Annotated in this window: 21 protein-coding genes; 14 read left to right on the top strand and 7 right to left on the bottom strand. The window is 71.4% G+C overall.

Translation table 11 applies throughout. From position 1 onward, the window contains the following. Positions 1-53: 53 nt before the first annotated feature. The gene (locus STRCI_RS25120; protein WP_269661214.1) at positions 54-584 is read right to left on the bottom strand and encodes a 2-oxo-4-hydroxy-4-carboxy-5-ureidoimidazoline decarboxylase; all 531 of its coding nucleotides are present in this window, start codon (positions 582-584) and stop codon (positions 54-56) included. Positions 585-738: 154 nt separating this feature from the next. Between STRCI_RS25120 and STRCI_RS25125 the strand changes: the two genes are divergently transcribed. The 3 genes from STRCI_RS25125 (at position 739) to STRCI_RS25135 (ending at position 3,625) form a co-directional block, all read left to right on the top strand. After that, positions 739-2,397 carry a beta-N-acetylhexosaminidase gene (locus STRCI_RS25125; RefSeq protein WP_269661215.1) on the top strand — a complete coding sequence of 553 codons (1,659 nt, stop codon included), beginning with the start codon at positions 739-741 and terminating at the stop codon, positions 2,395-2,397. Between the two features lie 94 nt (positions 2,398-2,491). Further along, a complete protein-coding gene (locus STRCI_RS25130) occupies positions 2,492-2,992 on the top strand; it encodes a hypothetical protein (RefSeq protein ID WP_269661216.1) in 501 nt (166 codons plus the stop codon). Between the two features lie 75 nt (positions 2,993-3,067). Beyond that, positions 3,068-3,625 carry a hypothetical protein gene (locus tag STRCI_RS25135; RefSeq protein ID WP_269661217.1) on the top strand — a complete coding sequence of 186 codons (558 nt, stop codon included), beginning with the start codon at positions 3,068-3,070 and terminating at the stop codon, positions 3,623-3,625. 12 nt (positions 3,626-3,637) lie between these two features. Here the strand turns inward: STRCI_RS25135 and STRCI_RS25140 are convergent, their stop codons facing one another. Then, entirely contained in the window at positions 3,638-4,132 is a 495-nt protein-coding gene (locus tag STRCI_RS25140; protein WP_269661218.1) for a DUF1877 family protein, read from the bottom strand. Between the two features lie 156 nt (positions 4,133-4,288). Between STRCI_RS25140 and STRCI_RS25145 the strand changes: the two genes are divergently transcribed. Next, positions 4,289-4,684 carry a hypothetical protein gene (locus tag STRCI_RS25145; protein ID WP_269661219.1) on the top strand — a complete coding sequence of 132 codons (396 nt, stop codon included), beginning with the start codon at positions 4,289-4,291 and terminating at the stop codon, positions 4,682-4,684. A 61-nt stretch (positions 4,685-4,745) separates the two neighbouring features. Here the strand turns inward: STRCI_RS25145 and STRCI_RS25150 are convergent, their stop codons facing one another. Further along, positions 4,746-7,427 carry an FG-GAP-like repeat-containing protein gene (locus tag STRCI_RS25150; protein ID WP_269661220.1) on the bottom strand — a complete coding sequence of 894 codons (2,682 nt, stop codon included), beginning with the start codon at positions 7,425-7,427 and terminating at the stop codon, positions 4,746-4,748. Between the two features lie 234 nt (positions 7,428-7,661). On the opposite strand from STRCI_RS25150, the gene STRCI_RS25155 reads away from it, so the two are divergent. The 5 genes from STRCI_RS25155 (at position 7,662) to STRCI_RS25175 (ending at position 11,901) form a co-directional block, all read left to right on the top strand. Further along, positions 7,662-8,093 (top strand): hypothetical protein, encoded by a 432-nt coding sequence (locus tag STRCI_RS25155; protein WP_269661221.1) that lies wholly within the window; start codon positions 7,662-7,664, stop codon positions 8,091-8,093. A gap of 134 nt (positions 8,094-8,227) precedes the next feature. Continuing rightward, positions 8,228-8,848 (top strand): RNA polymerase sigma factor, encoded by a 621-nt coding sequence (locus tag STRCI_RS25160; protein WP_269661222.1) that lies wholly within the window; start codon positions 8,228-8,230, stop codon positions 8,846-8,848. A 172-nt stretch (positions 8,849-9,020) separates the two neighbouring features. Continuing rightward, on the top strand, positions 9,021-9,779 hold the full coding sequence (locus tag STRCI_RS25165; protein WP_269661223.1) for a hypothetical protein: 759 nt from the start codon (positions 9,021-9,023) through the stop codon (positions 9,777-9,779). Positions 9,780-10,117: 338 nt separating this feature from the next. Further along, complete coding sequence (locus STRCI_RS25170) at positions 10,118-10,792, top strand: RNA polymerase sigma factor (protein WP_269664636.1); 675 nt, start codon at positions 10,118-10,120, stop codon at positions 10,790-10,792. Further along, a complete protein-coding gene (locus STRCI_RS25175) occupies positions 10,792-11,901 on the top strand; it encodes an extensin (RefSeq protein WP_269661224.1) in 1,110 nt (369 codons plus the stop codon). The genes STRCI_RS25170 and STRCI_RS25175 overlap by 1 nt, the downstream gene beginning before the upstream one ends. 217 nt (positions 11,902-12,118) lie before the next feature. Here the strand turns inward: STRCI_RS25175 and STRCI_RS25180 are convergent, their stop codons facing one another. Continuing rightward, positions 12,119-12,931, bottom strand: coding sequence for a L,D-transpeptidase family protein (locus STRCI_RS25180; protein WP_269661225.1), 813 nt, complete (start codon positions 12,929-12,931; stop codon positions 12,119-12,121). Positions 12,932-13,166: 235 nt separating this feature from the next. On the opposite strand from STRCI_RS25180, the gene STRCI_RS25185 reads away from it, so the two are divergent. Both STRCI_RS25185 and leuE read left to right on the top strand, forming a co-directional pair. Further along, the gene (locus STRCI_RS25185) at positions 13,167-14,747 is read left to right on the top strand and encodes an acyl-CoA mutase large subunit family protein (RefSeq protein WP_269661226.1); all 1,581 of its coding nucleotides are present in this window, start codon (positions 13,167-13,169) and stop codon (positions 14,745-14,747) included. 68 nt (positions 14,748-14,815) lie between these two features. Then, positions 14,816-15,463, top strand: a complete 648-nt coding sequence (gene leuE / locus STRCI_RS25190; protein WP_269661227.1) for a leucine efflux protein LeuE — start codon at positions 14,816-14,818, stop codon at positions 15,461-15,463. On the opposite strand, the gene STRCI_RS25195 is transcribed toward leuE, so the two are convergent. Next, on the bottom strand, positions 15,460-16,854 hold the full coding sequence (locus tag STRCI_RS25195; protein WP_269661228.1) for an FAD-dependent oxidoreductase: 1,395 nt from the start codon (positions 16,852-16,854) through the stop codon (positions 15,460-15,462). The two genes, leuE and STRCI_RS25195, sit on opposite strands and share 4 nt — an antisense overlap. A 71-nt stretch (positions 16,855-16,925) precedes the next feature. On the opposite strand from STRCI_RS25195, the gene STRCI_RS25200 reads away from it, so the two are divergent. Continuing rightward, positions 16,926-17,543 carry a TetR/AcrR family transcriptional regulator C-terminal domain-containing protein gene (locus STRCI_RS25200; RefSeq protein ID WP_269661229.1) on the top strand — a complete coding sequence of 206 codons (618 nt, stop codon included), beginning with the start codon at positions 16,926-16,928 and terminating at the stop codon, positions 17,541-17,543. Between the two features lie 34 nt (positions 17,544-17,577). Here the strand turns inward: STRCI_RS25200 and STRCI_RS25205 are convergent, their stop codons facing one another. Both STRCI_RS25205 and STRCI_RS25210 read right to left on the bottom strand, forming a co-directional pair. After that, positions 17,578-18,438, bottom strand: a complete 861-nt coding sequence (locus STRCI_RS25205) for a class I SAM-dependent methyltransferase (protein ID WP_269661230.1) — start codon at positions 18,436-18,438, stop codon at positions 17,578-17,580. 27 nt (positions 18,439-18,465) lie between these two features. After that, positions 18,466-19,584 carry an acyltransferase family protein gene (locus tag STRCI_RS25210; protein ID WP_418953372.1) on the bottom strand — a complete coding sequence of 373 codons (1,119 nt, stop codon included), beginning with the start codon at positions 19,582-19,584 and terminating at the stop codon, positions 18,466-18,468. 245 nt (positions 19,585-19,829) lie between these two features. On the opposite strand from STRCI_RS25210, the gene STRCI_RS25215 reads away from it, so the two are divergent. Both STRCI_RS25215 and STRCI_RS25220 read left to right on the top strand, forming a co-directional pair. After that, the gene (locus STRCI_RS25215) at positions 19,830-21,293 is read left to right on the top strand and encodes a glycosyltransferase family 29 protein (protein WP_269661231.1); all 1,464 of its coding nucleotides are present in this window, start codon (positions 19,830-19,832) and stop codon (positions 21,291-21,293) included. Next, positions 21,290-23,614 (top strand): glycosyltransferase, encoded by a 2,325-nt coding sequence (locus STRCI_RS25220; RefSeq protein ID WP_269661232.1) that lies wholly within the window; start codon positions 21,290-21,292, stop codon positions 23,612-23,614. Before STRCI_RS25215 ends, STRCI_RS25220 begins: the two co-directional genes overlap by 4 nt. Positions 23,615-23,622 lie beyond the last annotated feature (8 nt).

Here is a 23,622-nt window from a genome sequence, read left to right on the forward strand (position 1 = left end):
GCCGGGTACGGTCCACCGGCCCCCAGCATCGTAGCGACGTGCTGTCGGGATGCTTACTCCGGGCCTACCTGTGTGATCAAAGTGGCACGCGGATGGGTGAGGGCGGCCAGCATCCTCAGCAGGCGTCCCTTCGCCAGGCGGCGCAGTTCTTCCCAGGCCACCACCCGTTCCTCCTCCGGATCGTTTGCCAATCGTGACCGGATTCCGGCCAGTGCGTGGTCCAGGGCTTCCGCCGGCGGCACGTCGTCCAGGCAGATGACGAACGCATGGCCGAACTTCGCCTCGTATGCCGCGTTCGCCGCGTTCAGGGCGGTCTGGGCCGCGGAGTACACGCCCTCGGGCAGTACGGGCAGGGTCTCGCCCGCCAGTGCCTCCGCCAGATCCCCCGGTGTCAGGTCGTACGCCGCCTCGTCCGAGGCCGCCAGCAGGGCGTCCGGCGTGGGGTACGGGCGGTGGGTCGCGATGCGATGGGCCCAGCGGAGGCTGTGCAGGCAGGTGAGCAGGATGCGCTGGAGTTCATCGGCGGGTGCCGTGTTGAAGCGCTCTGGTATGGCCACTCGGCCAGGAAGGTGTGTGGGCGTCACGTGCGTTTCGGCAGGGGATGCTGTGAGAGATGTGGCGCCACGTTATCGACAGTGGACGTGACGCGTCCGAAGGATGCCCGAATTTCAGCCGAACGGGAGAGTTTCGGAACGTGTGGTGGACGCGAGTCGCGCTCACCGGTCGTAGGTTGGCTGAGTGAGCCAGCACCGGCGCCGGGCGCCACAGCACAAGGTCGGACAGCGAACCCTGCTGGTCGGGGTCCTGGTCGCCGGGCTCGGGGTGGGCCTCGGGCTGTGGGCCTCCGGTGACGCCGGGGACAGCGGGCCCACGGGGTCGGCGGTACGGCAGCCGTCGGGCACGGCCTCGTCCCGGGCGGCCGAGGGGTCCCGGTCCGCGGTCGATGCCACGCCGAGCCCCAGCAGGTCGTACGCCCTGTCCAGCGCGCCCCGGACCGTCCCGGCGGTCCGCTCGCACACCCCGGCGCGCGGGCCCGGCTGGCGGCCGGTGCGCGGGGAGCGGGTGGTCGTGGGGGACGCGGACCTGGCCGACGAGGGGCGGCTGCTCGCCCGGGAGCTGGGGCTGACCTACGCGGGCGAGAAGGACGACGTGCGGGCGGGCGACGTACGACTGTCGCTCAACGACGACGAGGGCGCGGACCCGGAGTCCTACTCCCTGACCGTGCGCGGCGGGCGGGTGAACATCAGCGGGCCCGCCGACGCGGGCGTGTTCTACGGCACCCGCACCCTGAAGCAGACCGTGCACGCCGGGGGTACGGCGCCGGAGGGTGTCGTACGCGACGAGCCCGCGAAGCCGGTGCGCGGGTTCATGCTGGACATCGCGCGCAAGAACTTCACGGCCGGCTGGATCGAGGACCGCGTCCGGGAGCTGGGCGATCTGAAGTTCAACCAGCTCGGACTGCACTTCTCCGACGACCAGGCGTTCCGGATCCAGTCCGACTCGCACCCCGAGATCGTCTCCGACCCGCATCTGACGAAGGCGGAGGTACGGCGGATCGTGGCGCTCGCCGCGGAACGGCACATCACCGTCGTGCCCGAGATCGACTCGCCGGGGCATCTGGGCGCGGTCATCGCGGCCCATCCCGATCTGCAGCTGCGCAACGCCTCGGGCGCGGCCACGCGCGGCGCGATCGACATCTCCAAGGACGAGTCCCACGAGATCGTCGACGATCTGCTGAACGAGTTCGCCGAGGTCTTCCCCGGCGGCCAGTGGCACCTCGGCGGTGACGAGTACCAGGCGCTGACCGTGTCCGACCCGGAGGCGTCCTTCCCGCAGCTCGCGGCCGCCGCGCGGGCGGAGTTCGGCGCCGGGGCGACCGTCGAGGACCTCGCGACCAGCTGGGTCAACGACCGCGCCGCCACCATGCGCGTCCACGACAAGACCGTGCGGGCCTGGAACGACGGCTTCTTCCGGGACACCTCCGTCACCGCGGACAAGGACATCCAGGTCGCCTACTGGACCGGCAAGGAGATCGGCGCCCGGCTGCCGGTGGAGTACCTGTCGGCGGGACGGCAGGTCATCAACTACAACGACGAGTTCCTCTACTACGTCCTCGGCCAGCCGCAGACCTTCGTCTACCCGACCGGTCAGCGCATCTACGAGCAGTGGACACCCCGGGTCCTGCGCGGCACCGAGGCGGTCCCGGCGAAGTACGACGGCCAGATCCTCGGCGGGTCCTTCGCCGTCTGGTGCGACCTGGCGAACTCCCAGACCCAGGACCAGGTGGCGGCGGGCATCCGCATGCCGCTGCGGGCGACCGTCGAGAAGCTCTGGAACCCGGGCACACCGCAGCGCTCGTGGGCGGACTTCACGGCCCTGGCCGACCGGCTCGGCTGAGCATCGCGTACGGATTGTCCGGTTCGGCTGCGAACGGGCGTACGGCTGTGGTGTATTCGGCCGGAGCCGAACCGAACTGCCTGGGGGAACGGACATGGGCTACTGGGGGTACTTCGTCGTGGGGAGCGCCGAGCGGCCGCTCGCCGAGCTGGCCGCACTGGCGGGCGCGCCGGGCATGACCCTGCGCCAGGAGGCGCCGGGGGGCTGGCAGGTCTGGGAGTACCCGAGCGGCGAGGGCGACGTCGGGAACATGCATGAACTCGCCCACCAGACCGGGGCGCCCGCGCTCTTCGGGTACGTCATGGACAGCGACTGCGCGGTGGTGGAGGCGGCGGGTCCGGAGAGCGGGGCGTGGACGACCTGCCTCGGCCGGGACGCCATGGCGGGCCGGCTCGGCGCGGGGGAGGGGCTCTCCCTGGAGGACTACTTCCTCCAGCCGCGCGACGCCGCCGAGCGGGCCGTCGCCTGGGCAGCCGAGGCCGGGCACACCGTGGCCGCGGAAAGCCTGCTCGACGTGTTCGCCGCCGACCCCGACCCGCTGGCCGAAAACCTCTTCTTCCGGCTGCTCGACCGGCTCGCTGTGGTGCCCCTGTGACACTCCCGGGCCGTCGCACGCAGTTAGGGGAAGTGCGGGTTCCGTAAGGGAAGACCGCAGGCGAGGGAGGCGTGCATGAGTCTGGTGGAGCTGATCGCTCGGGCGGACGAACGCGGACTGGCCGCCAGCGGGTTGGCTTGTTTGGATCGGTGTATACCCCTGCTGGGCGGTGACGACGAGCTGTTGCGGCCCCTGTGGGCCACCCTCAGCGAGGGCGGTGACCCCGGGCTGTGGGCCGAGCTCCTCGAACAGGCGCGCGGCAAGCTCGGCGACCCGGAGGGGTCGGAAGAGGACGAGGCGGCCGTCCTGGCCCGCCGAATGCTCGACGCGGCTCCGCCCGCACCGGCCGACACGGGGGTACGGGTCTGGGCCGACGCCTGCTCCGTCGCCTCCCTCCAGATCCACCGGCTGCTCGACGCGGCCGACGACGACGCACCGGTCGACGCCCGCCGCGAGGGCCGCACCGAGGGCATGCCACCGCTGGTCGCCGCCGAGCTGCGCCGCCAGATCACCGTCCTGGAACTCCTCGCCGGGCACGGCGCGGGCGGACTGCGTCCGGCGCTCGAGGTGTCCACCGAGGGGCGCCGGATCCTGCGCGCGGTGGTGTCGAGACGGGCGCGGGGCCGCAGTTGAGCCGTACGCGCCTCATCTCATCAGCCACTTCACCACCGCGTCGCCGTACTGGGCGGTCTGCGCGTAGAAGGCCCGCAGGTCCCGGTGGGCCGCGGCGAAGGCGCCGCGCACGTCCCGCTCGGCCTCCGGCATGCCGTAGGGACGCATCACCTCCTCGCGGGCCCGCCCCCACAGCTCCTCGAAATCCGTCTTCGCCAGGTAGTCCGCGACCCGGCCGGCCTGGGCGGCGGTGAGCAGCAGGAACGGCGGCCGGGACGGATCGGGGTGGCCGACCGGGCGTCCGCCCAGCACCACATGCGTACGGGGGCCGTCCGGCGCCCGGTCCGGCGGGCTGCCCGCGTACAGCAGCTCGTGGTGCAGATACCCCTTGTCCAGCACCTCCTCGCGGTGCCTGCCGATCCGGTCCCGGACGGTGTCCCAGTCGTCGTCGAACAGTCGCCGGAACCATGACGCGCTGTTGCGCAGCGCCGGAGGCGGCACCGCGCGCAGATGGAAGTACACGCTCATCAGTGACTGGAGCGCATCGGAGCGCCCAGATGTCACACCCTCGTGCCGGGGTCTTCCTGTGACCGTCCTGAGGTGGAGGTGGGTCGGTCCTGCGCCGGTTGCGGGCAGTGCCCGGATCCGGGTGACGAAACCCGAGGTGGCCACGCTCTTGTCGATGTGACGACAGTGACAGAGCAGCAGACCAGGCCCTCGGCTGCGGCGAAGCCGGTGCGATGGGCGGCGGACGCGGTTTCGACGATGCGCGAGGGGGCGCGGCTGCGCCTCGACTACTCGGCGCAGAGCCTGTGGCGGGTGGACCGGATGATCGACGACCTGCGCCGGGAGGGCACTCCGCAGGGCGCCGTGGAGGGCGTGCTGCGCGGACTCGGGGCGTACGCCGGTGAGGTGATAGTCCGGCAGACCGGCGCCGAGTGGTGGGCGTCCGGCGGTGAGCACTGGGTCCGTACGCCCGACGGCAAGCTGTGGGACCCGATGGAGGAGGCCCGCCGCTGCTTCGCCGGGGACGGCTCGTTGCGGCTGCTGTGCCGGGACGCGACCAGCGGGCTGAACTGAGACGGCCGGGGTCCCGCGCACCGCGCGGGACCCCGGCCGTCTCAGTTGGCTGCCGTCGCCGTTACGGCGCCAGCACCTGTCCGAGCCCGCCGTCGGTCGGGGTGCCGAGGGCGGTCTTGCTGTAGATCACCGAGTCGCCGTAGCCGAGGCCGGTGCTGTTGCTCGGGATGTGCAGCAGGACACCGTCGGTGCCGTCCTCGCCGTCGGCGCCGATCGTGAGGTCGGCGCGGCCGAAGCCGGACAGGTCGGTCAGCGACACGGACGTACCGAACAGGTCGCCCGCCTCCGCGGCGCCGGGGACGCTCGTGGTGTCCTGCGAGACCGCGATCGCGCCGGAGCCGGTCAGCCCGGTCGAGGAGCCCTTGACCAGGACCACGGTGCCCGCGTTGGCGTAGCTGACGCCGCTGCGGGTGAGGTCCTCGTTGCGGGCGCCGGTCAGGACGTCGGCGTAGCCGTCGGCGTCGAGGTCGCCGGCCGAGACGGAGATGCCGAAGGCGTCGCCGGACTCGTTGGCGCCGGGGACGCCCGCGGTGTCCTGGTGGATGACCTTCATGCCGGTCGTGGTGAAGCCGGTCGAGGTGCCGAACAGCATGGTGATCTGGCCGCCGGATATCGCGCCGGACTCGCTGGCGACCGGCTGGCCGATGACGAGGTCGTCGTAGCCGTTGCCGTTGAAGTCGCCGACCGCGACGGACCGGCCGCCCTTGACCGACAGCACCCCGGCCTTGGTCAGGCCGTTCGCCGAGCCCGCGAAGCGGACGACCCGGCCGATGCCGCCGGTGTCCCGGTAGTTGAGGGCGACGTCGGAGTAGCCGTCCCGGTTGAAGTCGCCGGTCGCGGCGTCCAGGTAGGCGATCGCGCCGGTGGCGGTGGTGAGGGCGCCGTACGTCGTCGGACCGCCGGTCAGTCGGACGTTGTAGGAGCCGCCCTTGCCGGTGCCCGCGGAGAAGACGTCCGCCTTGCCGTCGCCGTTGAAGTCGCCGACGGTGACGGCCGAACCGAGCTTGGCGCCGGCCGCGGTGACGCCCGTCGTGGTGTACGAGAACCCGGTGTTGAGAGCCGGGCCGTACATCACCGTGACCTGGCCGCGGTCGGCGTTGCCGCTGGTGTCGTCCTCGCCCGGCGAGCCGATCGCGAGGTCGGCGTGGCCGTCGCCGTTGACGTCGCCCCAGGCGGTCGCGGTGCCGAAGGCGTCACCGGACTCGGAGGTGCCGGGGACCCCGGCGCTGTTCTGGGTGAAGGCGATCCGGGACGCCGGGACGGGCCCGTCGACGCTGCCCGGGACCACGGTGACGCGGTTGGCCTTCGGGGTACCGGCGACCAGGTCGCTGACGCCGTCGCGGTTGACGTCGGTGGTGGCCAGGGCGTGCGAGATGCCCGGGGTCCTGGCGAGCGTGGCGATGCCGCTCAGCTTGGGGTACAGGTTGGCGCCGGGGCAGGCCGTGGCGTTGGTGTCCCGGTGGCCGAAGACGCGGGGGAGCGTGATCTGCTGCCCCTCGGCGATCTTGTTGCCGCTGTAGTTCAGCGGCGCCCGCGAGGTCAGCGTGACCTTCTCGGCCGGGTCGATGCCGTACATGCCGAACTTCCAGGCGACGACCCGCGCGATGGCGTCGAGGGCGGCCTTGGTGGGCTTGGCCGACTCGAAGTTGCCGATGTAGGAGATGCCGAGCGTGTCGGTGTTGAAACCGGCGTCGTGCGCGCCGGTCACCGGCAGGTCCATGCCGCCGCTGCGGCCCTCGAAGATCTGCCCGCACTTGTCGACGACGAAGTTGTAGCCGACATCGAAGTAGTCCTGGGCGAAGTGGGCCTGCTGGATGGTGCGCATCCGGGCCCGGGACTCCGCGCAGGACAGCGTGTTGTCGGTGTCGACGCCGGTGTGGTGGATGACGGCGGCCTTGATGTCGGTGCTGTAGCTCGGCGTGCCGTTGTAGTCCGTGGACGCGCCCCACTCGGCCTGCGTGATGACCGGCGGCTTGGCGACCGTGGAGGGGCGGGCCTCCGGGACCGTCGGGGTCGGCGTCGGCGTCGTCGTCGGTGAGCCCGAGGCGGTGGGCGACTCGGAGGTGGTCGCCGTCGGCGAGGCCGGGGCCGACTCGGTCGGCGTGGCGGACACGGTCTCCGTGGGCGAGCCGGTCGCGGAGGCCTCCGGCGGCGTCGCGGTCTCCGTCGGCGTCGGGGTCTCCGCCACGAACGCGGCCGGCTCGACGCCGCCCTCGGGGTCGGTGCCCGGGTCGAGCAGCTTGATGTCCATACCGGCGGGCTGGCCGCCGACCTCGGTGCCGTCGGCGTTCACCACCCGCACCTCGACGCCGTCGGACTCGCCGGTCCACACCGACTCGGTGCCGCCGCGCAGGGCGGACCGCTCGGCCTCCTTGCCGTCGGCCTGGCTGGGCTCCAGGACCAGCTCGCGCCACGGCGACCAGTCGCCGGTCTCGGTGTCCCGGGTGCGTACCTCGGGCGTGCCCTTGGTCCTCGCCTCGGGGTCGTCCCAGGTCACCACGACGGCGCTGAACTGCTCGGTGCCCCGTTTGCCGAGGCCCTTGCGGCCGCCGCCCTCGTTCTCCAGCTTCAGGGTGTGCACCGACGGCTCACGCTCGGCGGCCTTGTCGTCGGAGGGCGCGGACTGGCCCGCCATCGCATAAGTGACGACTCCCGCCCCGCTCAGGACGACCGCTCCGACGGTCAGCCAGGCCCGCCGTTTGAGACTGAGCGGCTTGTACGCATGGGTCCTACGAGGACTCAACTACCCCACCCCTATGGAGATTGGACACAACAGCCACACCTGTAACAGGTGCACCCTCCATCCAGCGTTGGGTCAGGTTCAAACGTCACCCGGGCAAAAGGTTGTACGAACGTGTGTGATTTCTGTGTGTGAATGAGCACAGCCCCGGCCCGTGATGCTCCGGTGGCGAAATCCGCTGGATGCGATGGGGGGCCGAGAAGGCTCGCCCGTGGATCGAGCGGAGAGGTGGGGCCGATGGGCCAGGTGGACGGACCGGTGCCGGGCGCGAGCGAGATGCGCGGGTACACGGCTGCCTTCGTCGCCCGGGTCACCGCCCGGAGCCGGCTGCCGCTCGACTACTCCGTGGCCAGCCTGCGGGTCGTCGACTTCCTCATCGACGGTCTGCGCAAGGGCGGCGCCGACCCCGACCGGGCCGGCGAGACGCTCTTCGGGCTCGGCGCGTACGTCGGCGAGGTGCTGGTCCGCCGGGCGGGCGCCCAGTGGGTCGACTACGACGACCGGCAGCGGGCCTACTTCGGCCAGCCGGTCGGCGTACGGATGCCGGACGGCCGGGTCTGGAACCCGCTCGGCAAGGTCCGCAACCGGTTCGAGTCGGGCAGCCCGGAGGAATCCCTCCAGACCTTCTACCTGACGCTGCACGGCCGGGCACGGCGGGCCGTGGCATGAGACGGATGGGGTGATGGCGCTTGCTGTGACACTTCTGTGAAGCCTGGCGCTGTTGACCGTGGGGGGCGTGGCAAGAGGCGGGCCGTGCCGTGCGGTGCGGGTCCGCCGTTAACTCGGCAGGACGAGGACAGTTCTTGGGCCAGGGAGCGGAACCCCGTCGCGGGCACGCGCACGACGGGGAGCTGGGTACGGCCGTGGCGCGGGCGCAGGAGGGCGATGAGACGGCCTTCGCGGTCGCCTACCGGATCGTGCAGCCCGGGCTCCTCGGCTATCTGCGCGGGATCGTCGGCGACGACGCCGAGGACGTGGCCTCCGACGCCTGGTTGGAGATAGCCCGCGACCTCGGCCGGTTCAAGGGCGACGGCGCGGGCTTCCGGGGGTGGAGCGCGACCATAGCCCGGCACCGGGCGCTGGACCATCTGCGACGGCAGCGGGTACGGCCCCGGGCGACGGCGACCGAGCAGGACGTACTCGACCTGCCCGGACCGCACAGCACGCACGAGCAGGCGTTGGAGTCCATCTCCACCGAGTACGCCCTGGAACTGGTCCGCGGGCTGCCGCGGGACCAGGCCGAGGCGGTGCTGCTGCGGGTGGTCGTCGGACTCGACGGCCCGGCCGCGGCCCGGGTCCTCGGCAAGCGCCCCGGCGCGGTGCGCACCGCCGCGTACCGGGGTCTGAAGCGCCTGGCCGTCCAGCTGGGCACGGAGGACGGTGTGACGGATGACGCCCCCCGGACGCTGGGGGAGTCGAAATGAACGGAGCGGGAAGCGCGGGCGTAGGACAGGGGAGCGCCGCCCTCTCATCGGTCGCGGGAATCGCGTCGCCCCACCGGGGACACGCGGCCCGTACAGGCCCCATGGGCCACACAGGACCCACGGGGACCATGAGCCCCGGGGCGGACAGGTCGGAACAGGAACGGAAACGGACATGGGTGAACAGCTGAGCGACGGCGGCACGGCCGGCCGTCGGCGTGCGCACCCTGGCGGCACCGCGTCCGGCCCGCACGGAGCCGGCCCCCGGCCCGACCTGGAGGCCCTGCTCGCCGCCGCCATGCGCCCGGCCACCGTGGACGCCGAGGGCGAGCGGCGCGCCGTCGCCGCCTTCCGGGCCGCCCGGGACGCGGGCCCGCACCGGGCCCGCACCCGGCGCCGGGACGACTGGCGCCCCCGTGCCCGGCGCCGCACCGTGCGCTCGCTGCGGGTCACGCTCTCGCTGTTCGGCGCGAGCCTCGCGCTCGGCGGCGTCGCCTTCGCCGCGATCGGCACGAGCGGTTCCTCCTCGGACGCCGCCGACGACGGCACGGGCACGCCCTCGGCCGGTGCCGCGTCCCGGTCGGGTGCCGGGGCCTCGACGGCCGGCCCCGGTCACGGTCCGGACGACCGCCCGGACACCGCCAAGGACACCGAGGCCAAGTGCCGCGCGTACCAGCGGCACGTGTCGAGCGGCGGCAAGGAGCTGGAGTCGACGGCCTGGCAGCGGCTGATCGAGTCGGCGGGCGGCGCGGAGAAGGTCGCCCCGTACTGCGCGGAGCTGCTCGCGCAGGCGACCGAGCAGAGCAACCCGGGTGCCGAGAACGGCAACGGTGCCGACAACGGCAACGGCGCCACGAGCGGGAACAACGGCAACGGCGGCGACAACGGCGCGAACACCGGCCAGGGCAACGGCGGGAACGCCAAGAAGGACTGACCCCGGTGGGCCTGTGCAGCCCCCGAGGATCCGGTGATTTCCGGTGAGTTCCCGGTGCCAAAGCAACGGCCGGGGCCGCCACCCCCCACAGGAGAGGCCCCGGCCGTCGCGCGGCACGGGCCGCGCGGCGACCCGTACTTCCTACAGCGCCATGAGTGCGTTTTCTGTCACACCCCGGCCCGTCACGACTGCGTTGCGCCTTGTACGGACATGGACGAGCAGCGGTTTCAGGTCGTAACGTGCCTTTCGCGCCGCAGGGGGAAAGTTGAATGATCACTGAAACCATCGGCGGGCCGCCGAGCCGGGGCCATCCACCCGACCATCTACCGAGGTACCGAGTGCTGGGGGACGACGCGGAGCTGACGGCCGCGCTGCTTGCGGCACAGGACGGGGACGAGACCGCGTTCCGGACTGTGTACCGCTCGGTGCATCCACGGCTGCTCGGGTACGTACGGACGCTGGTCGGCGACCCGGACGCCGAGGACGTGGCGTCGGAGTCCTGGCTCCAGATCGCCCGGGACCTGGACCGCTTCAGCGGGGACGCGGACCGCTTCCGCGGCTGGGCCGCCCGGATCGCCCGCAACCGCGCGCTGGACCACATACGCATGCGCGGCCGCCGCCCCGCGATAGGCGGCGACGAGACGGAACTGACCGGCCGGGCCGCCGAGTCCGACACCGCGGGCGAGGCCATCGAGGCGCTGGCCACCGACAGCACCCTCTCCCTGATCGCCCGGCTCCCGCAGGACCAGGCCGAGGCCGTCGTCCTCAGGGTGGTGGTGGGCCTCGACGCGAAGACCGCCGCCGAGACGCTGGGCAAGCGTCCGGGCGCCGTCCGCACGGCGGCGCACCGGGGTCTGAAGCGCCTCGCCGAACTCCTCGGCGACCGTCCGGAGGCCGATCCGGAATCGGGCGGCAGCCTCGACGCGATGCCGCCCCAGCGAGAACCGCGTGGACGCGCGGTGACGTCCGCGAGTGTGACGCATACGCGTGCGCGGACGCAGAAGGATGTGTGATGGCCGACGAGCACTTCAGATGGCTGGACCCTGAGGCGGCGGAACGTCTTCTGAGCGGTGAGCCACTGGAAGCTGTCGACGCGGCCGACCGGGACCGGGCCCAACGCCTCGCCAAGACGCTTGAGGCACTGTCCGCCGAACCCCCGCCGATCAGCGCCGAGTTCCCCGGCGAAGCCGCCGAACTCCCTGGCGAGGCCGCCGCGCTGGCCGCCTTCCGCGCCGCCCGCACGGAACGCACGGAACGTGCCGAAGGCACGGAGAGCGCCGTCCCCGCAGAGCCCTCCGCCCCGCCGCCCCACCCGCACTCCTCCGACGCCGGCCTCATCCGCCTCGGCGCCCCCGAGCCCTCCCGCCGCACTCCCCGCCGCGCCCCCCGCTGGGCGCGACGGGCGCGCCTCGGGCTGGCCGCCGCGCTCGCCGTCGGCATGGTCGGCGGGGTCGCGGCGGCGGTCGGAACCGGAGCCCTGCCCACGCCCTTCGACAGCGGCGAACCGGCACCCGCGTCCTCGGTCTCGGCGCCCGAACGCCCGCTGGTGTCGCCGCCCCCGAAGGACGCCCTCAGCGGCGAGAACCGCCCCGACGACGGGTCCCGCGCCCCGGTGCCGGACCCGGACGACTCCCGCGCACCGGGCGGCGGCGCGGAACCCGGCCCCGGCGCCACGGCCGGCGAGCGGCGCCAGGACCGCACCGGCGGCTCCTGGCGCGGCACCGTCACCTCCGGCTGCCGGGACCTGCGCGACGGCAAGCGCCTCGGCGACGACCGCCGCCGGGCCCTGGAGGGCGCCGCGGGCGGCTCCGCCCGCGTGTCGCAGTACTGCAAGGCCGTCCTCGGCGCCGCAGAGGACGGCGAGGGCCACGGCAACGGGCAGGACGAGGACGAGGACCGGGACGACCAGGGCGGCGACGGGGACGGCGAAGGAAGGAGCCACGGGCGCGGAAACGGCAACGGCCGTGGTCACGGCCACCCCGGCAACGACCACCGCGCCGACGGCGCCGTCACCGGCACCCCGTCCTCCCCGTTGGCCCCACTGCTCCCGGAGCGCGGCGGATCACAGGCGGCGCCCGGGGCTCCGAGCGCCTCGCCGAGCCCGGTCCACTCCGTCGCGTGACCGCGGACGGCATGGCAACACGCCTGCTGACCTGCAATTTTGTAATCCGCTGAACTTTTTTCGCGCGGGGTGTGACGTTTTCGCCGACGCGGGCGCAGTATTCAGTGAGCCGACTGGTCATCGGCCGTCGCACTGAGCCGGGGTTCCCCCCGTACCTACGGCTCGTGCACCTGGCGCGGGCGGGACACGTTCCCCCGGTCCCGTCCGCGCCCCACACTCACCAGGAGACGACGACCTTGTCGCCGTTCCTCACCTGCGCGAACAGCGCCGCGATGGCCTCCTCGTCCCGAATGTTGACGCAGCCGTGCGAGGCACCCGCGTAGCCGCGGGCCGCGAAGTCGGACGAGAAGTGCACGGCCTGGCCCCCGCTGAAGAACATCGCGTACGGCATCGGCGAGTCGTAGAGCGTGGAGTGGTGGTGGCGGGACTTCCAGTACACCTGGAACACGCCCTCGCGGGTCGGGGTGTACTCGGAGCCGAAGCGCACCGCCACCGTCGACAGGGTCCGGCCGTCGACCATCCAGCGCAGCGTGCGGCTGGTTTTGTCGATGCACAGCACCCGCCCGGTCAGACAGCGCGGATCGGGCTCGGCGGCGGGCTGCCCGCCCATCAGATACAGATCCCACTTGCCGGGCTCCGAGGTCATCCTCAGCAACCGCTTCCAGGTGACGGCGTCCGTCTTCCCCGTCCTCGGCAGCCCACGCTTGCCCTGGAACCCCTTGACCGCCCGCTCGGTGAGGTCGTCGTAGGTCCCCGTGGGGCCGTCGAAGAGCCAGGCGACCTGGCGCAGCCGGGCCTGGAGCTCCCGGACGTCCCGGCCGGTGTCACCGCGCGACCACAGGACCTCGGGCGGCTTCGGCGGCTCGGACGTCTCGGCGGGGGACGAGGGCTTGGCGTCGTCGGGTGACGCGGACGGCGAGTCGCCGGGCAGGTCGATCCGGACCGGCGAGCGCCCGTCGCCCTCCGCCGCCTCCACCGTGCAGCCAGCGAGCACCGCCGCCGAGGCGAGCGCCGCGGCCGTTCTCCTCATGGTCCCCATCAGGCCCCCCAAAGGCGTCGATGTCCTCTGAGATGCTCCCCGCGGATGACTGGTTGCGAACGGCGGTGCATGGTTGTGACCGGGGCCGCATCGAAGCTGTGAGCAAGGTCCCAGCGTGCTGCACTCCTCCGGGTGCGCACCACGCGGCTACAGTCCGTCGAAGGGTCGGTCTGTACCAGTGAGTAAGTAGGCAGCGAGCGAACTGCTCGGCGGGAGGCAACACACCATGGCGCGCGAGTCGGAGTCCGGACTGCCCATCGAACCGGTCTACGGACCGGATGACCTTGCGGGCTGGGACGCGGCCGAGAAGCTCGGCGCGCCGGGCTCGTATCCCTTCACCCGGGGTGTGTACCCGTCGATGTACACCGGGCGTCCCTGGACGATGCGCCAGTACGCCGGTTTCGGTACCGCGACGGAGTCCAACGCCCGTTACAAGCAGCTGATCGCCAACGGCACGATGGGGTTGTCGGTCGCCTTCGACCTGCCCACCCAGATGGGTCATGACTCCGATGCGTCGATCGCGCACGGCGAGGTCGGCAAGGTCGGCGTGGCCATCGACTCGGTGGAGGACATGCGGGTGCTGTTCGGCGGGATCCCGCTGGACAAGGTCTCCACGTCGATGACCATCAACGCGCCGGCTGCGCTGCTGCTGCTCATGTACCAGCTGGTCGGCGAGGAGCAGGGCGTGCCGGCCGCGCAGCTGACCGGCACGATCCAGAACGATGTGCTCAAGGAGTACATCGCGCGCGGGACGTACATCTTCCCGCCGAAGCCGTCGCTGCGTCTGATCGCCGACATCTTCAAGTACTGCCGGGCCGAGATCCCGAAGTGGAACACCATCTCGATCTCCGGCTACCACATGGCGGAGGCGGGTGCCTCGCCCGCGCAGGAGATCGCGTTCACCCTGGCGGACGGCATCGAGTACGTGCGCACCGCGGTCGCGGCGGGCATGGACGTCGACGACTTCGCGCCGCGGCTGTCGTTCTTCTTCGTGGCCCGTACGACGATCCTGGAGGAGGTCGCCAAGTTCCGTGCGGCCCGCCGGATCTGGGCGCGGGTGATGCGGGACGAGTTCGGCGCGAAGAACCCCAAGTCGCTGATGCTGCGCTTCCACACGCAGACCGCGGGCGTCCAGCTGACCGCCCAGCAGCCCGAGGTGAACCTGGTCCGGGTCGCGGTCCAGGGCCTGGCCGCGGTCCTGGGCGGCACGCAGTCGCTGCACACCAACTCCTTCGACGAGGCCATCGCGCTGCCCACCGACAAGTCGGCCCGCCTGGCCCTGCGCACCCAGCAGGTGCTGGCCTACGAGACCGATGTCACCGCCACGGTCGACCCGTTCGCGGGCTCTTATGTCATCGAGAAGATGACCGACGAGGTCGAGGCGGCGGCGCTGGAGTTGATGCACAAGGTCGAGGAGCTCGGCGGCGCGGTCACCGCCATCGAGCACGGCTTCCAGAAGAACGAGATCGAGCGCAGCGCGTACCGCATCGCCCAGGAGACCGACTCCGGCGAGCGGGTCGTCGTCGGCGTCAACCGCTTCCAGCTGGACGCGGAGGAGCCCTACGAGCCGCTGCGGGTGGACCCCGCCATCGAGGCCCAGCAGGCCGAGCGCCTGGCCAAGCTCCGCGCCGAACGCGACCAGCAGGCCGTCGACACCGCCCTGGCCGCCCTGAAGAAGGCCGCCGAGGGCGACGACAACGTCCTCTACCCGATGAAGGACGCCCTGCGCGCCCGCGCCACCGTCGGCGAAGTCTGCAACGCCCTGCGGGAGATCTGGGGGACTTACGTGCCGTCGGACGCCTTCTGAGCATCTGACCGTCTCGCCCCCTGGGACCCGGAATCGGAGTGTCGTACCCCCGTGCGACACTCCTTTTCATGTTCGGTGTCATCGACCTCCCCACCTATCTCGCGGGCCTGATCCTGATCGTCCTGCTGCCCGGGCCCAACTCGCTGTACGTGCTGTCCGTGGCCGCCCGCAAGGGCGTTCGGGCCGGGTACACCGCCGCAGCCGGGGTGTTCTGCGGGGACACCGTGCTGATGACACTGTCCGCGGCCGGCGTCGCCTCGCTGCTCCAGACCAACGCCGTGCTGTTCGGCATCGTGAAGTACGCCGGCGCCGGCTATCTGACCTGGCTGGCCGTCGGCATGCTGCGGGCGGCCTGGGGGATGTGGCGGGCGCGCCGGGAGGCGGCCGTCGAGGAGACCTCGGCCCCGGCCGCCGACGAGCGCCCCTACCGGCGGGCCTTCGTCGTCAGCCTGCTCAACCCCAAGGCGATCCTGTTCTTCGTCGCCTTCTTCGTGCAGTTCGTCGATCCCGGATACGCCTACCCGGCGCTCTCCTTCGTCGTGCTCGGCGCGCTCGCCCAGGTCGCCAGCGTCCTGTACCTGAGCGCCCTGATATTCGGCGGTACGAGGCTGTCCGCCGCCTTCCGGCGCCGCAAGCGCCTGTCGGCGGGCGCGACCTCGGCGGCCGGCGCCCTGTTCCTCGGCTTCGCGGTGAAGCTGTCGCTGGCGGGCTCCTAGGCCCCGAGCCGGTCGAGATAGGCGGGCAGTTCATCGGCGGTCCCGCCGGCCCACCCCACATACCCGTCGGGCCGCACCAGGAACAGCCCCTTCCCGTACGACGGTTGCTCCGCGCCGCTGATCACCCGTACCGATTGCGGTAGTTCGGGCGCCGCCACGCCCACCGCGACCAGCGTCCAGTGCGGCCCCCGGAACGCGTCGAACAGCCGTACGCCGTCCAGCGTGCCGTCCGGTGCGCGGTCGCCCGCGCGGAGCGGACCCGGGGCGGGGCGGGTCTCCTCGGTGAGGGACGAGTCGCGGTAGCCGAGCCCCAGTTGCCGGGTCGCCGCGCCGCGCCGGACCTCGCCGCGGTGGATGCCGGTGGACACCGCCAGCATCTGTGCCGCGATCGGCCGCCGCTCCTCCTCGTAGGTGTCCAGGAGCCCGGCATCGGCCGACCCCCGCACCACCGCCCCCAGCTTCCAGCCCAGGTTGTAGGCGTCCTGGACGCTGGTGTTCAGGCCCTGCCCGCCGGCCGGGGAGTGGATGTGCGCCGCGTCCCCCGCGAGGAAGACCCGGCCGGACCGGAAGGCGTCCGCCAGCGCGGCCCGGGGCCGGAAGTCCGAGGCCCAGCGGACCTCGGTCACGTCCTCGGGGGCGAGATGGGAGCGTGCGGCCACCGTCTTCCGTACGCCCTCCGGGGAGAGGTCCACCTCGGCGCCCTCCGGGAACTGCGCCACCACCTGGAAGTCCTCCGTGCCCGCCAGCGGGCAGACAGCGAGGTAGCCGTGGCTCTCGGACGGCGGGAAGATGTGCCAGTTGGCGCGGTCGAGACCGGTGATCCGGACGTCCGCCACCAGCATCGGCTGCGGATCGACCGTCTCCCCGGTCATCCCGATCCCCAGCGCCCGACGGACGGCCGACCGCCCGCCGTCGGCCGCGACCGCGTACCGCGCCCGGACCGTCTCCCCGTCCGCGAACGCGACGGTCACCCCGTCGTCGTCCTGCTCCAGCGAGACCACCTCCCGCCCGAAGGCGACCCGCCCGCCCAGCTCGCGCAGCCGGGCGTGGAGGATCTCCTGCGTCCGCCACTGCGGAAGCATGCACGGCTCGTTGTACGGCGAGTCCCCGGTCGCCTCGGCCTCGTCGAACATCCGGTGCTCACCCATCCGGCGCCCGTCCTGCCAGATCATCCCGACCGGATAGCCCCCGCCCGCCGCCCGGACGGCGTCGAGCACGCCCAGGTCGTCGAAGACCTCCATCGTCCGCGGCTGGAGCCCCTTGCCGCGCGAGCCGGGGAACAGCTCCTCGGCCCGCTCCACCACCAGCGCGTCCACCCCGCGCCGCGCGAGGTCCACGCCGAGGGCGAGCCCGGTCGGACCCGCACCCACGATCAAAACGTCAGTATCCATGCCATTTCCCCTTAACGCTGTTAAGTGTTCTCGGGTACGAGGATGGACTTAACGCCGTTAAGCTGTCAAGCGTGAACACGGAACGCCGGGCCCCCCTCGACCGCCGCCGAGTCGCCGCCACCGCGCTGGAGCTCCTGAACGAGGCCGGTCTGCACGGCCTGACCCTGCGGGCGATCGCCAAGGAGCTGGACGTCAAGGCGCCGGCTCTCTACTGGCACTTCAAGGACAAGCAGGCCCTGCTGGACGAGATGGCGACCGAGATGTACCGCCGGATGGTCGCGGGCGCCGCCCTGGATCCCGCCGACACCTGGCAGGAGCGCCTGCTGAAGGCCAACCGCGGCCTGCGCACCGCCCTTCTCGGCTACCGCGACGGCGCCAAGGTCTTCAGCGGCTCCAGCTTCACCGGCATCGAGCACGCCGAGCAGATGGAGGACAACCTGCGCCTGTTCTCGTCCGCCGGCTTCACCCTGCCCCAGGCGGTACGGGCGACGACAACGACCTACGCGTACACCCTCGGCTTCGTCACGGAGGAACAGGGCGCCAAGCCGGTGCCGGACGAAAGGGCCCGGCTACTCACCGACTTCCCGTTGTCGGCGGAGGCGGGCAGGGAGATCTTCGCGAACTACGAGGACCACTTCGAGGAGGGCTTGGCCTTGGTGATCGCGGGGATCGAAGCGAAGTACAGGTGAGATGACCCACCCGGGGGCGCGGGGAACCGCGCGATCAACCCCCACCGGCCCGCGCTTTGAGTGAAGCCCGAACCGCCCGAGTGACAACCGGCGGCAACAGATCGACAGCGATCCCACGAACACGAGACCGAGGCCGCCGCTTCGGCTGAGGCCGAGGCTGACTCTTCGGCATCCCGCGGTAGCGGACCCGCACCAGCCGATGCCCAGCCGCCTCCTGCACACTCAGCCCGCAGTCCGCCCGCCCCCGCAGCATCCCGAGCAACTCCTCCTGCACACCCTCCGGATCCCCCCACGTCCCGTAGAGCTTCTGCGTGCTGAGACAGACCGGCCGCAACCCCCGGTTCAGCACCGCCTCCCACGTGGCGACCGACACCCCCGGCGTGTGCTCGGAGCGGAAGTCGTCGAGCACCACGATCCCGTCCGGCACCAGCAACTCCCGAGCCGCGCCGATGTCGTCGTGCACATGCTCGTACAGGTGCGAGGCGTCGATATGGACGAACCGGCAGCTCCCGGCCGCGACCACGTCCGTGATCACCGAGCTGGGCCCCTGGACCACCTGGGGCAGGGTGTCGTGGAAGGAGAGATAGTTCCGCTCGAAGGCCTGCCGCGTCAGCGAGCCGTACGACTTCGAGCTCTCCGCCTGGTTCGCCCCGTCCGGCGCGTCGTCCTCGAACAGATCACAGACCGTGAAGGTCTCACCGGGACGCGAGTGCCGCCCCAGCAGAATCGCGCTCTTGCCGAGATAGACCCCCAGCTCCAGCAGGTCGCCCCGCTGTCCGAGGCTCTCCTGCCGTTGAAGGAACCAGGTGAACAGTGTCTGGTCGAGCGCGGGGAACCAGCCCGGCACATCGCCGAGCTCACCGGGGAGTACGGGTGTCTGCTGAGCGTTGGCCATACGGCGCAGTCTTCCCGCGCCCGGAGGTCACCGCATCCTGGCGAGGGCCGTCCGGAGCCATGGGGTCAGCGGCTTCTCGACGTAACGGTTCAGCAGCCAGGCGAGCAGCAGCATCGTGCCGATTGTCAGGGTGAAGGTCGCCCAGGAGGACAGGTACAGATCCTGGTGCAGGGTCTTGATGACCACCCAGCCCAGATGCTCGTGCACCAGATAGAAGGGGTACGTCAGCGCCCCGGCCACGGTCAGCCAGCGCCAGTTCGCCCGGTTCAGCCAGCCGAGCGCGATGGCCGCGACGGCCAGGAAGCCGAGGGTGACCACCAGCACGATGCCGAACGAGGTGCGGTTGGCGAAGGCGTCCGGGCCGGGCGCCCGCCACAGGTTCTGCACCGCGTAGTGCTGCCCGATCAGCCAGCTGACCCCGACGATGCCCCAGGCGTAGGCGTCCCGCCGGTCGCGGTGGACGAGGTAGAGGCCGACCCCGCCGATGAAGAAGGGCGCGTACTCGGGCATCAGGACCAGGTCCAGCAGCGGCTCGTTCGCGGCCTCGGCGATGACCGCCGCGAGCGTCCAGCCCGCGCAGAACATGATGACCCGCCGCCGGGTGGCGCCGGGCAGGACGACGCACAGCGCGAACAGCGCGTAGAAGCGGACCTCCGCCCACAGCGTCCAGCACACCCCGAGCACCCGGTCCACGCCCAGCGGCTGCTGAAGCATGGTCAGGTTCACCAGCGCGTCGCTCGGCGACACCGCCTCGTAGGCGACCACCGGCAGCGCGAACACCGCCGTCACCAGCAGTACCGCCGCCCAGTAGGCGGGCAGCAGCCGGGCGGCGCGGGAGGCGAAGAAGGACTTCAGCGGCCGTCCCCAGCCGCTCATGCAGATCACGAACCCGCTGATCACGAAGAACACCTGGACGCCGAGACAGCCGTAGGCGAAGAACTCGTGCAGCGTGGGGAACTGGACGCTGGGGGAGCTGCCCCAGGCCGCGGTGACCTCGCCGCCCCGGCCGCCGTAGTGGTACGCGGCCACCATCAGCGCGGCGACCAGCCGCAGTCCGTCCAGGGCCCGTAGCCGGGTCTCCCGGGGCGCCGTCCGTTCCGCCCTCCGGGGCGGTTCGATCACCGGTCGGACGGTCGTGCTGGTCACAGATATTCCCCTTGTCGGATCTTCTCTCGGGTGCGGCTAGGCACATTAGTCCGAATCACAGGTATGTCCGAGGAGACGAGCCAACGATTGGTCCGGTAGTACCGGTGAGTTCACCTGAACGTCGTTTTGCCTTCCTAATTTTGCTCAGCATCCCCCCACGGATAATCAGACGGTTTCAAGATCCCCCCACTCGCCGGTGAACAACGGCAAAACACAGCATTGGCTTGGCAGAACCCAGGAGTGCCATGACGAGGGTCAACAACAGAAGGGCACGTGCGCGCGGAGGGGAGCTGGACGACTGTTTGCGTGCCTGCGCGGTGCACAGCGGAAAAGTCGTCGGCAGTGTCGACCGCCGCCGAATCGAACTCGCCGAACAGCTCAGAAAGCTGCTCGTCGTATGGGGAACCACCCCCGCCGCCCCCGCACCCGCCCCGGCCACCGGCGCGACCGCGCTGCTCAAGCGCGCCGTGAAGGGCGCCGCGACCCCCGCCCAGGGCATCGCCAACGAACTGCTCGACGCCCTGCTCGCCGTGGCCAACCAGGCGCTCAAGTGCGGCTACGACGACGAGCTGAACCTCGCTCTGGTCATCAGCGACACCGTGCTCGCCCAGCGCAAGAACTCCCGCGCCGGATGGCGGCTGCGCGCCCGGCTGATGGAGACCCTCGGCGAGGAGGCCGAGGCGCTGGAGGCGTACGAGAAGTACCTCGGGCTCACCGACGACGACGGCTTCGGCGTCCGCGCCCGGATCGCGGGCCTGCGCACCGCGAGCGACCGGGAGGGCGAACTGCTCGCCCTGCTGCGCCGCCAGTGCCCGCGCGCCGAGGAGTACACCCGCGGCGACGCCACCGAGGTGTGGGCCGAGGGCCTGGCCGCGCACGCCGTCGGCGACTGGGCCGCCGCCGAACCCCGGCTGGTGGGAGCGCTCCTGACCATGGCCGACGCCCCGGTGGCGGACCGTCAGGACATGCTGAGCCAGTACCTGGACCTGCGGATCGCCGTCGACACCGATGCCGCCGCCCTCACGGACCTCACCGCGGTCCTCGCGCTCTACGCCGAGCAGCGCCGCAGCCGGATGCGCGGCCCCGTCGCCGACCCGGCGATCGGCGGGGTGCAGTGGATCAGCCTCGGCGAGTTCCGCAACCGGATCGCCGGCAAGTCGATCTGCCTGATCGCCAACTCCGGGCGGGTCGGCGCCAGTTCGATGGGCTCCGAGATCGACGCCTACGACCTCGTGGTGCGCTTCAACTCTTTCAAGATCGACCCGAAGCACACCGGCAGCCGTACCGACATCCACGCCACCATCCACAAGCACGGCTTCAACTGGGACAAGCGGGTCGACACCCGGCTCGTCTTCGGCGGGGTCTCCGGCGACTGGAAGTGGTCGCTGCGCAACCGCCTGGTGCCCGGCGCCCAGACCCACCTCGGCGACGAGTCGCTGCGCTGGCCGGTGCGCAACATCGGCAAGGTCTCCACCGACGTCTGGTCGGGCATCCCGACCACCGGCTTCAACATGCTGTACCTGCTGGACTTCCTGGACGTCAGCCCGAAGCTCGACCTGATCGGCTTCGACTTCTACGAGAGCGGCGCCTACCGCGTGCAGGAGGCCATGAAGCTCGCCATCACCTCCGTGCACGAGTACACCAGCGAGAAGGCATGGGTCATGGAGCGGGCCCAGAGCGTGACGGACATGAGGATATCCCTGCGATGACCACGACCACCCTGTCTGCGACACAGGCTCCCGTCACCGACGCGGCCGCCCTCACCGGCAAGCGCCGCATCGCGTTCGCGTCCTACGTCGACGAGAACTATCTGCCCGGCTTCCTCGTCCTGCTGCGCAGCCTGGCCCTGTCCAACCCGGCCGTCTGCGAGGACTTCGTCGTCCTCTACGACGATCTGCGCCCCGGGTCGATCGCCAGGATCCGCGCCCTGCACCCGCGGATCGTCCTCAAGCGGGTCAATGACACGCACTACGACGCGTACAAGAAGGGCGACCAGGACAACTACCTGGTCCGCAAGGCGTACTTCATCCTCGACGTCTTCCGGCTGCGCGAGTACGACACCGTCATCACCCTCGACACCGACATGGTCGTCCTCGGTGACCTGGGCGAACTGCTCAGACTGCGCGAGGGACTCGCCGCCGTCCCGCAGTTCTTCTACGGGCAGCACAAGCTCAACTCCGGTCTGCTGGTCATCCAGCGCGAGTACCTGAGCGAGGAGTTCTGCGCCCGGCTCGACGCCACCGGCCGCAGCGGCGACTACGAACTCGACAAGCACGACCAGGGCATCCTCAACGCCGTCCTGGACGGCGACTTCGTGCGCCTCGACCCGCGCTACAACTTCGTCAAGCGACGTCTGTCCGGCGACCTCCCGGTCCCCGAGGACACCGCGATCCTGCACTTCACCGGCCGCCACAAGCCGTGGCAGGGCGGCGAGAGCGGGTACAGCCTGGCCGAGGAGAAGTGGCGCGAGTACGACCTGTCCGACGCCGACTTCCACGCCGAGTACCTCGCCAGGGCGGGCGGCCTGCACCACGACCTGATCGTGCACTACGGCACCCCGCACGTCGCCCGCACCGGCGACGTCGAGACCGCCCGCAAGGTGGCCGCCGCGCACATCGCCTCCGGTGACTACCAGGACGCCGTGGACATCCTGGAGAGTGTCCGCATCCCGCTCGACGAGGCGTGGCCGCACGAGGTCCTCGGCCACGCCCTGATGAGCGTCTCCCGCACCGCCGAGGCCAGGGCACAGCTGCTGCTGGCGACGGCCGCCCCCAACCGGGCCGCCACCGCCTACGCCCGCCTCGCCCAGATGTCCTGGGTACAGGGCGACAACGCCGCCGCGCTGACGTACGCCACGGCCGGCATGTCCGTGGACATCACCCACCGCTCCAGCCGCCTGTGGGCGCAGCGCGCCGCCTCCGTCCCGGCCCAGGAGCTGGGCGCCCCCGAGGACCAGCTGGCGCACGTCGCCTTCTACATGGACCGTCAGGGCAACGCGGGCGACAAGCTGCTCCCCGAGAGCGTGCGCAGCGCCTTCGGCCCCGACACCGGCTCCCGGCGCTGGCACCCGGTCCACGCCCACCGGCTGTTCGACGAGGCCGCCCTGGAGCGCGTCAACGCCCGGCGCGGCCTGGTCATCGGCGGCGGCGGCCTGTTCATCCCGGACACCATGCCCAACGGCAACAGCGCCTGGCAGTGGAACGTCCCGGACGAGCTGCTGCGCCGGATCGACGTGCCGATCGCGGTGTACGCGGTGGGCTTCAACGCCTTCGACGGCCAGTCCTACCGGGCGAGCCGGTTCCGGGACTCACTGCGCCTGCTGGTGGAGAAGTCCGCCTTCTTCGGGCTGCGCAACCACGGCTCGATCGAGAAGGTGCGCGCGATGGTCCCGGCGCATCTGCACGACAAGATCCGCTTCCAGCCCTGTCCGACGACCGTCACCCGCCGGCTGGTGCCGGACTGGCAGGACCCGGCGCGCCGCGAGGACACCATCCTCATCAACGCCGCCTACGACCGCGCGGGCCTGCGCTTCGGCCATGACTACGGCTACTTCCTGGCCCAGATGGCCCAGGCGGTACGGGAGCTGGGCGAGCTGGCGGAGGTGCGGTGCGTGGCGCACTCCCTCGACGACGAGAAGCTCGTCTTCGACCTGCGCCGTGAGCACGGCGTCTCGATGCCGGTCATCCCGATGTACGACTTCGAGAACGACGAGATCCGCGATCTGTACGCGCGCACCAAGCTGGTCATCGGCATGCGCGGCCACGCGGGCATGATCCCGTTCGGCTGTGGCACGCCGATCATCAGCCTGATCTCGCACCCGAAGATGGCGTACTTCCTGCGGGACATCGAGCGCCCCGAGTGGGGTGTCTCGGTCCACGACCGCCATCTGGCCGCCCGCCTGGTGGAGCGCTCCAGGGACCTGCTCCGCGACCACGCGGCGACCGTCGCCGACGTGCACGGCCGCCAGCAGGAGCTGTGGAAGATCACCGAGGCCAACGCGGCGGATCTGCGGGTCCTGCTGGGCGGTTGAGCCGATGA

This window comes from Streptomyces cinnabarinus (assembly GCF_027270315.1).
Classification (GTDB): Bacteria; Actinomycetota; Actinomycetes; order Streptomycetales; family Streptomycetaceae; genus Streptomyces; species Streptomyces cinnabarinus.